The sequence below is a fragment of the Mannheimia sp. genome, from assembly GCF_056854775.1.
Genome location: NZ_JBXGGI010000092.1, coordinates 1 through 10,292, shown reverse-complemented (window position 1 = coordinate 10,292; position 10,292 = coordinate 1). Strand labels below are relative to the sequence as shown.

General features: G+C 39.9%; 12 protein-coding genes. 2 read left to right on the top strand and 10 right to left on the bottom strand.

Annotated features, from left to right (window positions below; genetic code table 11):
* Nucleotides 1-926, bottom strand: a 926-nt coding sequence (locus ACJHV0_RS06355) for a YeeE/YedE family protein (protein WP_483133695.1), incomplete at its 3' end; no start/stop codon positions are given.
* A gap of 83 nt (nucleotides 927-1,009) precedes the next feature.
* Nucleotides 1,010-2,092 carry a 3-isopropylmalate dehydrogenase gene (gene leuB, locus ACJHV0_RS06350; RefSeq protein WP_483133694.1) on the bottom strand — a complete coding sequence of 361 codons (1,083 nt, stop codon included), beginning with the start codon at nucleotides 2,090-2,092 and terminating at the stop codon, nucleotides 1,010-1,012.
* Nucleotides 2,093-2,211: 119 nt separating this feature from the next.
* Here leuB and ACJHV0_RS06345 point away from each other — a divergent pair, with 119 nt between their 5' ends.
* Nucleotides 2,212-2,442 (top strand): YceK/YidQ family lipoprotein, encoded by a 231-nt coding sequence (locus ACJHV0_RS06345; protein ID WP_483133696.1) that lies wholly within the window; start codon nucleotides 2,212-2,214, stop codon nucleotides 2,440-2,442.
* A gap of 42 nt (nucleotides 2,443-2,484) precedes the next feature.
* Here the strand turns inward: ACJHV0_RS06345 and ACJHV0_RS06340 are convergent, their stop codons facing one another.
* Genes ACJHV0_RS06340 through ACJHV0_RS06320 form a run of 5 tightly spaced genes read right to left on the bottom strand, consistent with a single transcriptional unit; the run spans nucleotide 2,485 to nucleotide 8,084 of the window.
* On the bottom strand, nucleotides 2,485-3,531 hold the full coding sequence (locus ACJHV0_RS06340; RefSeq protein ID WP_483133693.1) for a peptide ABC transporter ATP-binding protein: 1,047 nt from the start codon (nucleotides 3,529-3,531) through the stop codon (nucleotides 2,485-2,487).
* Nucleotides 3,532-3,581: 50 nt separating this feature from the next.
* Nucleotides 3,582-4,475 (bottom strand): ABC transporter permease subunit, encoded by an 894-nt coding sequence (locus ACJHV0_RS06335; protein WP_334257125.1) that lies wholly within the window; start codon nucleotides 4,473-4,475, stop codon nucleotides 3,582-3,584.
* On the bottom strand, nucleotides 4,462-5,427 hold the full coding sequence (locus tag ACJHV0_RS06330) for an ABC transporter permease (RefSeq protein ID WP_283385960.1): 966 nt from the start codon (nucleotides 5,425-5,427) through the stop codon (nucleotides 4,462-4,464). The genes ACJHV0_RS06335 and ACJHV0_RS06330 overlap by 14 nt, the downstream gene beginning before the upstream one ends.
* A gap of 1 nt (nucleotide 5,428) precedes the next feature.
* A complete protein-coding gene (locus tag ACJHV0_RS06325) occupies nucleotides 5,429-7,135 on the bottom strand; it encodes an ABC transporter substrate-binding protein (protein WP_483133692.1) in 1,707 nt (568 codons plus the stop codon).
* A complete protein-coding gene (locus tag ACJHV0_RS06320) occupies nucleotides 7,128-8,084 on the bottom strand; it encodes a sigma 54-interacting transcriptional regulator (RefSeq protein WP_025235867.1) in 957 nt (318 codons plus the stop codon). The genes ACJHV0_RS06325 and ACJHV0_RS06320 overlap by 8 nt, the downstream gene beginning before the upstream one ends.
* Nucleotides 8,085-8,283: 199 nt before the next feature.
* Between ACJHV0_RS06320 and lpcA the strand changes: the two genes are divergently transcribed.
* Nucleotides 8,284-8,868 carry a D-sedoheptulose 7-phosphate isomerase gene (gene lpcA / locus ACJHV0_RS06315; RefSeq protein ID WP_483133691.1) on the top strand — a complete coding sequence of 195 codons (585 nt, stop codon included), beginning with the start codon at nucleotides 8,284-8,286 and terminating at the stop codon, nucleotides 8,866-8,868.
* A 36-nt stretch (nucleotides 8,869-8,904) separates the two neighbouring features.
* On the opposite strand, the gene ACJHV0_RS06310 is transcribed toward lpcA, so the two are convergent.
* From ACJHV0_RS06310 to rdgB, 3 genes are read right to left on the bottom strand one after another with little or no spacing between them, the layout of a single operon-like run.
* Nucleotides 8,905-9,360, bottom strand: coding sequence for a YcgN family cysteine cluster protein (locus ACJHV0_RS06310; protein ID WP_283385962.1), 456 nt, complete (start codon nucleotides 9,358-9,360; stop codon nucleotides 8,905-8,907).
* 2 nt (nucleotides 9,361-9,362) lie between these two features.
* The gene (locus tag ACJHV0_RS06305) at nucleotides 9,363-9,683 is read right to left on the bottom strand and encodes a YbjQ family protein (protein WP_025235864.1); all 321 of its coding nucleotides are present in this window, start codon (nucleotides 9,681-9,683) and stop codon (nucleotides 9,363-9,365) included.
* Nucleotides 9,683-10,279 (bottom strand): RdgB/HAM1 family non-canonical purine NTP pyrophosphatase, encoded by a 597-nt coding sequence (gene rdgB / locus ACJHV0_RS06300; protein WP_334253894.1) that lies wholly within the window; start codon nucleotides 10,277-10,279, stop codon nucleotides 9,683-9,685. Before rdgB ends, ACJHV0_RS06305 begins: the two co-directional genes overlap by 1 nt.
* Between the last annotated feature and the right edge of the window lie 13 nt (nucleotides 10,280-10,292).

The window sequence follows — 10,292 nt, the reverse complement described above, 5'->3', positions numbered from 1 at the left end:
AATGTTGCAATCCACCCTTGCCAAGAGAAATAGGCTGTGCCGACAACCGCATTTGCCATCGTACACCCACCGGTAAGAGCCGCCCCAATACCCATTAACACACCGCCGAATACGCTTTTACCGAAATCAGCGGTAGAAAGCGGTTTCCAGCGGAAATTACCTGAGAATTTAGCAGAGATAAACGAACCGAGAACGACGCCGATAACAAGATAAGTTCCCCAATTCAGATAGCGTTGTTGCCCAAGTGTGAGATATTGCAAGGCATTGCCAACAGGGATACTGAAGCTCAAACCAAATTCTCTCCCTGTTTCCGCACTCAATACCCAGCCTAAAATGCTGACAACACCCAATGAGAGTGCGGTAAAGTATGGAGACCAGATTTGCTGAAATGGCTGGCGAGGAACAAGCGGTTGATTTCTAAGATTTTTTTGCAAAGCAAAAAAGGTTAGCAAACACAGAGGTACTATCAAAAATAGAGGAGAAATACCGAGTGTCTGCGGAATTGTAACAAGTGAACTTTCCGTTTCTAACTGTGAAGCAACCCAGAACTTAAGTACACCTGTTTGAGTAGCAACCGTTGTAATGGCAAACACAATCAACGTGATGATTGCCGCAATCATTCCCTCCCCGGCACGATAAAGTTGCCCCGATACACAACGGTTTGCCACCCCCATCCCAATACCAAATAAAAATGCACCAAACAAGGTCGCCCAAATCGGCATTGGCGAGGTTGGAAATCGGATCAACCCCTGCTGCTCAAGTAGAAAAAAGCCAACAGATTGCACCGAAATAACAAGGAGAAGTGGAGAAAATGAAGCGAGATCACGCTTAAACACAATATTACGCAACTGACCAGACAAGCAAAATTGCCCTCGTTGCAAAATGATGCCAAGCAATAGCCCAACAAAAAGACCTGAAATCAACATAGATTAAACCTTAATACTAAATTGAATAATGTTTATTTGAACGGGGCTAATTTTAATTTAATTAGCCCCTGTAGATGGTGGAATTATACCAAAATATTTTTTGCAATAATATCGCCCATTTCTGAGGTTGAAAGCGGTTTGCTATCATCGGCTAAATCGGCGGTACGATAGCCATCTGCTAATGCTTTTTGAATTGCAGCTTCAATTGCATCTGCTGCTTCACCTAAGTTGAAGCTGTAGCGTAACATCATTGCCGCTGATAAAATTTGAGCAATCGGGTTGGCAATATTTTTTCCTGCGATGTCAGGGGCTGAACCGCCTGCCGGTTCATACAAACCAAAGCCTTGTTCATTTAAACTTGCTGAAGGTAACATTCCCATTGAGCCAGTAATCATTGCTGCTTCATCTGAAATAATATCGCCGAAGATGTTTGAACATAATAAAATATCGAACGATTCAGGGGCTTTGATAAGCTGCATTGTTACATTGTCAATATACATATGCTCAAGCGTAACTTCCGGATACTCTTTGGCAATTTCCGTTACAGTTTCACGCCATAAAATAGAGCTTTGTAATACGTTCGCTTTATCTACAGAAGTAACGTGTTTTTTACGTTTCATTGCAGATTCAAACGCAACTCGGGCGATACGTTCAATTTCATATTTATAATACACTTCGGTATCAAACGCACGGGTTTGTGAACCTTCGCCATCTCTGCCTTTTGGCTGACCGAAGTAAATTCCGCCTGTCAATTCACGCACTACCACCATATCAAACCCTTTTGCGGCAATATCTGCACGCAATGGGCAGAATTTTTCTAAGCCTTGATAAAGTGCCGCTGGGCGTAAGTTACAGAAAAGCGAAAAATGTTTACGCAGTGGCAATAATGAACCACGCTCAGGCTGCTCATCGGGCGGTAGATGCGTCCATTTTGGTCCACCTACCGATCCAAATAAAATCGCATCTGCTTCTTCACAACCTTTTAATGTATTTTCCGGAAGAGCTTTACCTTGTGCATCAATTGCTGCTCCGCCAATGTTGTATTCATTGAAATTTAATTTAAACCCGAATTTTTGCTGCGTTGCTTCAAGTACTTTGATGGCTTGAGCCATTACCTCAGGTCCGATCCCATCGCCGGCTAACACCGCAATATTGTAAGTTTGCATATAGTTCCTCTTAAAATTATCAGTATAAAATTCTGTTACATTCTGCCTGAAAACAATATTTTTTCAAATGCAATTTTGGCGAAATAGCGTAAAATAACCGCTTATTTGGAGATTTTTTGATGAAATTAACCGCTTGTAAAATACTCGTCCTACTCTCTTTGGTCGTTAATTTAAGTGCTTGTGGCACGATGATTAGCTTGGTCGAACAAGACTATAGCGTGTATGCAGGTGTAACCAGAGATTTCCAAGCAATGCAACAAGGTGGTATTTTAGCTGTGCTGGCAGTTGTTGATTTACCGTTGAGCTTTGTATTAGATACGCTGATGTTGCCCGTAACTCTCAGCCAATAACAAGCGGTCATATTTTAGGTTACTTTTGCAAATCGCTTGTTTTTATTCCTTCTCACTCAATTCTGCCACCACAAATGGCGTATTTTCGAGTTTATTTTTCAACAAATTCTGTTCTCTGAAATTAATCGGAAAATGGCAGGCAAATTCGTGTTGTTTTACTTTTACTAACGGTGGTTTGTTTATACACTTTTTCTGAGCAAAAGGACAACGTGGTCCTAAACGGCAGCCAATCGGCATTTCGTTTAACATTGGAACAGAGCCTCGTAGCGTATTTAAACTACTTTTAAACGCCAGCGGTTGAGAAAAATCGGGCGAGCTGTTGAGCAACACTCTGGTGTAGGGGTGGTAAGAAGATTCTAAAATGCTCTCTTTATCCGCAATTTCTACCGTTTGCCCACAGTAAAGCACATTATAAGAATCCACCCAGTTTTGGATACTTTTCATATCATTGCTAACCAGCAAAATCGATGTTCCCAGATTTTGATTCATACTGGAAAGCAGGCGATAAATTTGCAGTTGCGTGGTGGATTCCATAATATTAGTTGGCTCATCAGCCACTAATAAACGTGGTTGATTAGCCACCGCCATCGCTATCATTACTTTCTGTGCTTCGCCTTCAGTAATATCGACGGGGTAACTGTTCATAATATCTTGATGATCCCGAACACCCACACGGTGCAGTAGTTCAATTGCTTTTTTCTTTTTCCAGCCGAACCATTGCCACCATTTGCCTTTAAAATTAATCGCCTGCATTAGTTGTTTACCGATACGTTGGCTTGGGTCTAGGCTGGCTAGTGGATCTTGGAATACCATTGAAATATGATCGCCCACTAATTTCCGGCGTTCATTAGGGGTTAGTTTAAGCAACTCAATATCATCAAAGCGAAAACGGTCTGCACTAACAATCCATTCATCTTTTACAATGCCACAGATCACTTTCGCAATCAGACTTTTACCTGAGCCAGACTCTCCGACCAATCCGCAAATTTCGCCTTCATCAACAGTTAGATTGATGTTATCCACCATTTTCACTCGCCCTTTTGGTGTGTCGATTTCAATGCTTAAATGGCGAATATCCAGTAATGCCATAGTGTTCCTTAATGTGTAAAAGTTTTCTTAAAAATGCCCGCTTGTATCAGTTACGCATTGCGGTACTTTTCAAAAACATCGGTTAATCGAGTACCAAGCATTGTGATGGTAAAAATGCTGAACATAATGGCTAAGCCGGGCAGAATAACCGTCCAAGGGGCGATATAAATAAGCTCGATTGATTCTCGGATCATTGCTCCCCATTCCGGCGTTGGATTTTGAGCCCCTAACATAATAAAGCTCAAGGCACTAATATCCAGCACGGCAATCACAAAAATATGTGAAAGTTCTTTAATTGCTACTCCTGTTAAATTAGGGATAATCACTTCTTTGATTAAATACCAACGAGTTGCCCCATCTAACCTAAGAGTAACAATGTACTCTTTTTTCAATTGTTTTTCGGTAGCTTGATAAATTTTATGGATAAAATGCGGCAACATTGCCAAGAAAATAGCTAACATCGCATTCATCAAACTGGCGTCCATTAGTGTTGCGATAATAATCGCAATCAGCAAAATCGGCATAAATAAGAAAGTATCAAACAAATGGCTAATAAACCAAACCGATTTTCCTTTTTTCAAGCCTGCAAAAATGCCGATAACACCGCCGATGAGAGCAATCAACACAGTAATAATCAAGGCTGAACCAACGGTATAATAAAATCCGTACATAATTCGGCTGAGGATATCCCGTCCTAAATCATCTGTGCCGAGAAAGTAACGAATTTGCCCATTATCGTCCCAAGACGGAGGCATTAGTTCTAAGCCCACAAACTGTTCATTATAATTATACGGAGCGAGTAAACTGCCGAGAAAAACGAGCGTAAGTAGCACTAAAAACAGATAAAAACTCCCGAGAGCGATTTTATCTTGGCGGAAATATCGCCAAAATTTTTTAATTGATTCAGTTTCTCTAAACTGTTCCGGTTCTTTAATAAGAGCCATACCAATCCTTTTTCTCTGAAGGGTCTAACACTACCCGAATAAAGCCTGTAAACATATCCACAAACAATACAAAAACGCCAATAGCTACAACGCCTGCTGAAATCGCATTGTAATCTTGAATAGCAAGTGCATTAATTAACCAACGCCCAATGCCACTCCAGCTGAAAATATTTTCAATCAACATACCGAAAGCAAAAATCAGAATAAAGGTTCGGGCAATCATCGGTACAAGTGAAGGCAAGGTGTTACGAATAATATGCGTTGTCCAAATTCTAAACTGTGTCCAGCCTCTTGTTTTCGCAATTTTGATGTAATTTTGCTTCATTACATAAGCGGCTCTCGCTTGAGTAACGTGCATAATTTCAAGCGTTGCAGGAATCGCTAACACTAAGGTTGGTAAAGCTAAATGGTGCAACGCACTTTGTAACATTTTTAATTTATACGGACTGTCTGACAACCAAATATCCAATAACAAAAAACCTGTTACACTCTGTTTAGGATAAAGTGGGTGAATTTCCCCAATCGCAGAAATCGCCCATTGATTGAGTGAAGCATAATACATTAACACTAATGCCAGCCAAAATACCGGCACGGCTAAACTGAGTGAGCCTAAAATATTTAGCATTTTCCCAATCATATTTTTCTGCTGAGTAGCCGCAAAAAAGCCGAGTGGCACACCTACAATAAGCGAGAGTATTAACGCCGATAAGCAAAGTGTAATAGTCGCCGGGAATACTTGTAAAATCTGCTCGGTTAGTGGCTGCCCGTTGCTAAAACTAATGCCGAAATCGCCTTTTAATAAGGATTTCAGATAGTTAAAATACGCCCAGAACCAGTTTACATCAGTAAAATGATTTAGCGGATCTCGTAACAAAATATGAAAGCTGATAATAGATAGACAAATCAGCGTAATCAAAGTAAGAAATACTTTTCGGATAAAAGCTGTTAGCATACTAATTCCTTTCTTTGCTATCCGAACTCAAACGTAGTTCCGATAATTTCACCTGTCCGAAAGGCGAAATTTCTGCCTGTTGAATACCTTTTTTGACCACCAATACCCGATTTGCATTAATCAAAGGTAAAATCGGTAACTGCTCTTCCAGCAATTTTTGTGAAAAGGCATACAATAAGTTAGTCGATGCCGAATCATCACTTAAACGAGCCGTTTCTAACCAAAAATCAAAATCTTCATTACACCAATTTGATAAATTAGTTACGGTATCTGCGGTTTTACAACTTAATAAGGCAGACAGAAAACTGTTTGGATCAAGATCTGATGCCAGCCAACCGCCTAAAATCAAGTCATAATCTGCGGTTTTGCTTTCAAGTTGTTGCACTAAATAGGCTCGGCTTACTTGACGAATTTCCACCTCTAACGCTTGAGCCGCAAGGTCTGAACGGATCATCTCTGCCATTTTAATTGGGTGTGGATTATAAACCCGTTTTTCATCAATCACCCATAGGATCAAGCGGTGATCTTTTGCAAATTTTTTACCATTTTCGACCGCTTGTTCTCTTGGTTTTGGAAAGGTGTAAGGGTAACTCTCGCTGTTTTTTTCTGCCCATAATGCGGTAGGTAACACATTATCCGCCACTTCGCCTGTACCATAAAATAACTTTTCGGCTATGCGTTTTCGATTAATACTACTCGCAATTTGTTGGCGTAAGGGTAAATTTTGTCCAATCTCTTTTTGCATATTAAAGGCTAAATAAACTAAATTTGCCCCTTTGCTTTCAATTAATTGTTCATCAGTTAAAACCGAAAGTTGGCTCGGCTCAGGAAAGGCAACTACATTGCATTCATTATTCAAAAATTTCGCCATTCTGCCTGTTGCCTCAGTTGAAAAATCAACAATCATATTTTGAATATGAGCCTTTTTCCCCCAGTAATCGCTGTTCGGTTTTAATCTCACATAGTTATTGTTTTCATAGCTTTCAAGCTGATAAACACCTGTGCCAATAGGGAGAAGATCGAGCTGCACCAAGTTTTCATCAGCATTAAGTTGCAGGGCGTATTCTTTGGAAAGAATGACCGCATATTGGCTAGCTAAATGAGCCAATAACGAAGAATCTGGCTTGGTTAATTCAATTTTCACAATATGATTTGAAGACGAGCTAATATTAGCAATTTTGCCGGCTAAGCCCACACTCTCAAAATAAGGGAAATAAATCTGGCTTGTTGCTTTTTGATAAATATAGTTCTGGCGTTGATGGTGCAAAGCACGTTCAGCTGCCGTCTCAACTTCGGGTAAATCACTTTCTTTACCAATCATTCGCTTAAGCGAGAAAACCACATCTTCCGCATTTAATTTACGGGTCGGCGTAAACCAGCTTGTGGTGTGAAAAGCTACATTTTTTCTTAAACGTAACGTAATCACTAACCCATCATCACTGATGGAATAACTTTCGGCTAAAGCTGGCTCAAGGCGATTTTTCTTTGGGTTAAATTCAAATAACTTATCGTAAATTTGCTCTGTTACCACATTCATATTGGAACTCACGTCTGCCTTTTGGGGATTAAACGAGAAGCCCGATGAGGTAGTACAATAAACCAAGCTATTTTCCAATAACGGTTTAGGAATACTCGGTGCTGCACAAGCGGTCGAATTTAGACAAAAATTTGCAAAAACCGCTGAAAAAATGACCACTAGTTTATTCATCTTTATTTCCATTTTTGGTTAAGCCATATTGACGCAATTTATTTGCAACCGCTGTATGGGAAAGCCCCAGCCTTTGGGCTAATTTCCGTGTACTTGGATATTGTGCATAAAATTTTCGCAGTAGCTGAGCTTCGTATTGGTTCATCATCTCTTCTAAAGTTGCATTTTCCGGCTCAACATTGGTATCTTCTACCTCATCAGGCAAATTCAAATCTTTTACTGCCAAACGATAGCTAGGAGAAAGGGAACAAGCTCTATAAATCACATTGTAAAGCTCACGCAAATTGCCCGACCAGCGATAATTTTGCAAGGCTTGCAAGAAGGCTTCGTCGTATTCTAATTTACTCACGCCGAGCTGTTCGCTCACTTGAGCAATGAAGTAATCTGCCAGTAATGGGATATCCTCTTTTCGCTCACGCAATGGGGGTAAATCAAGGGTTAGCACGTTCAATCTGTGGTAAAGGTCTTCCCGTACTTTGCCCTCCGCAACGAGCTGAGATAAGGGTTTTTGCGAAGTGCAAATCACTCTGACATCAACTTGAATTTCTTTATCTTCTCCCACTCGGCGAAAAGAGCCATCATTTAAAAAACGGAGTAATTTTGCCTGCATTTCAAGTGATAACTCGGAGATGGAATCCAATAAAACTGTGCCGCCATTCGCATATTCAAAAAAACCAACCGCTTCACTACCATTACCACGATGCCCAAACATTTCTGTTTCGGCTTCTTCTTGAGGTAATCCGGCACAATTTACCGCAATGAATTTTTGCATTTTACGCGTACTAAAATTATGGCAAGCTTTTGCAAATAAATCTTTGCCTGTGCCTGTTTCGCCTTGAATCAGCAAAGGTGCATTAAGATTGGCAAATTTTTTTGCTTGAATAATGACTTCTTGGATTTTCGCAGATTTTCCAATAATCTTCTCGAAGCATTCTGGCTGTGCAGTCATATATTTTCCTTTCGTCGCAATGGCAAAATTTCGCTGATCATACCGCTATTTTTACTTTTTGGAAACTTTTGTTTACAATAAAAAGAGAGTTATTTGATCTAAGCCGATTTACAATATCAGCTGATTCTTCTAAACTTATCGCACTTTTGGCTGAGCAAGCGGTCTTAATAACAGATTTTTTTGCAAAAAGGAGCAAACAATGTATTTACAACAAATTAAAGCTGAACTTCAAGAAGCTGCCGATGTATTAGACAAATTTATGTCTGATGAAAATAATATTAAACTCATTCAAGAAGCAGCATTACTTATTGCGAATAGCTTTAAACAAGGCGGGAAAGTGATTTCTTGCGGCAATGGTGGTTCTCATTGTGATGCAATGCACTTTGCTGAAGAATTGACAGGTCGCTATCGTGAAAATCGCCCAGGCTACCCTGCAATTGCGATTTCTGATGTAAGTCATTTAAGCTGTGTAAGTAATGATTTTGGTTATGAGTTTGTTTTCTCCCGCTATTTAGAGGCAGTTGGGAAAAAAGGCGATGTATTATTTGGATTATCGACCTCAGGCAACTCTAAAAATGTATTAAATGCAATTAAAGTTGCAAAAGAGAAAGGAATGAAAGTCATTGCAATGACAGGTAAAGACGGCGGCGAAATGGTAGGACTTGCCGATGTAGAAATTCGTGTGCCGCATTTCCGCTATGCAGATCGCATTCAAGAAATCCACATTAAAGTGATTCATATTTTGATGATGCTCATTGAGTTTGAAATGGCAAAATCTGAATAATGATAAAAAAGGCGTTTTGATAAACGCCTTTTTAGACTACACTTCATCAATCACAAATTCAAACCAATCAATCACATCTTTTTCGTGAATGCCGTTCGAAATTAAGATGCCTGCATTTTTTACCGAATTAGGATCTTTTGAGATCAAAGGGTGCCAGTCATATAAAGGCTTTCCTTCATATAGCAAGCGATAAGCACACGTTTTCGGTAGCCAGCCAAAATCAGGTAAATTCTTTTTGGTTAGCTTGGTACAATCTTTCTCAATTTTGAAGCGTTCAGAATAATTAGTACAACGCCCGGTGTTTACATCTAACAAATTGCAAGCAACTGAAGTGTAGTAAAGCCGCTCTCGCTTACCTCTTCCTTGAATATATTTTCGATAACAGCATTTACCGCAACCATCACAAAGTGCTTCCCACTCTGCTTCATTCATTTCCAGCAGTGATTTTTCTTGCCAGAAATAAGGGGGTAATTCTTGTTGATGCGAAAACATAGTTAGCGAAGCACCACCGCCGTACCTGTTGCAACCACAATAAACATTCCTTTGTCGCCCCCCATAGATTGATATTCCATTGAAACACCCACTACGGCATTTGCACCAACTTTTTTCGCTTCTTTTTCTAACTCTGATAAGGCTTCTTTCCTTGCGGAATTTAATTTGCTTTCGTATGCACCTGAACGCCCACCGATTACATCGGTAATACCTGCTAAAAAATCACGTACAAAATTCGCACCGGACACGACTTCTCCAAATACTAAGCCTTTATATTCAATGATTTGTTTGCCTTCAATGATTGGTGTTGTGGTAATAATCATTATTTGTTTCCTCTTAATTGCTCTTTTAAGTGTGCTAATGCGATAGCTCGGTGTGAAATCGCTTTTTTCTCTTTGGTTTCTAGCTCTGCAAAGCTCAGATTTTTAGGCGGATAGAAAAAGAGGGAGTCATAACCAAAGCCATTTTCGCCTCTTTCTTCTGTTAAAATTTCGCCAAAACATTCCCCTAATGCAATATACGGTGTAGGGTCTGTTTCGTGTTTTAACAATACAATACAACTAACAAACTTCGCTAAACGATTTTCTTTATCTTTCATCGCAGCTAACAATTTTTTGCGGTTATCTGCATCTGTTGCTTGCTCTCCGGCATAACGAGAAGAATATAAACCCGGCTCACCACCCAATGCTTCAACGGCTAAGCCTGAATCATCAGCAATAGCCGGAAGCCCTGTTATTTTAGATGCAAATCGAGCTTTAATTAACGCATTTTCAACAAAGGTTAAGCCTGTTTCTTCCGGAGATTCAATACCAAATTCACTTTGGGCGATAACCTCAAACCCAAATTCAGCTAAGACATCCGCCATTTCTTTCACTTTACCTGCATTGCTCGTTGCAAGTACGATTTTTGTTTTTTCCATATTTTCCTTTTGT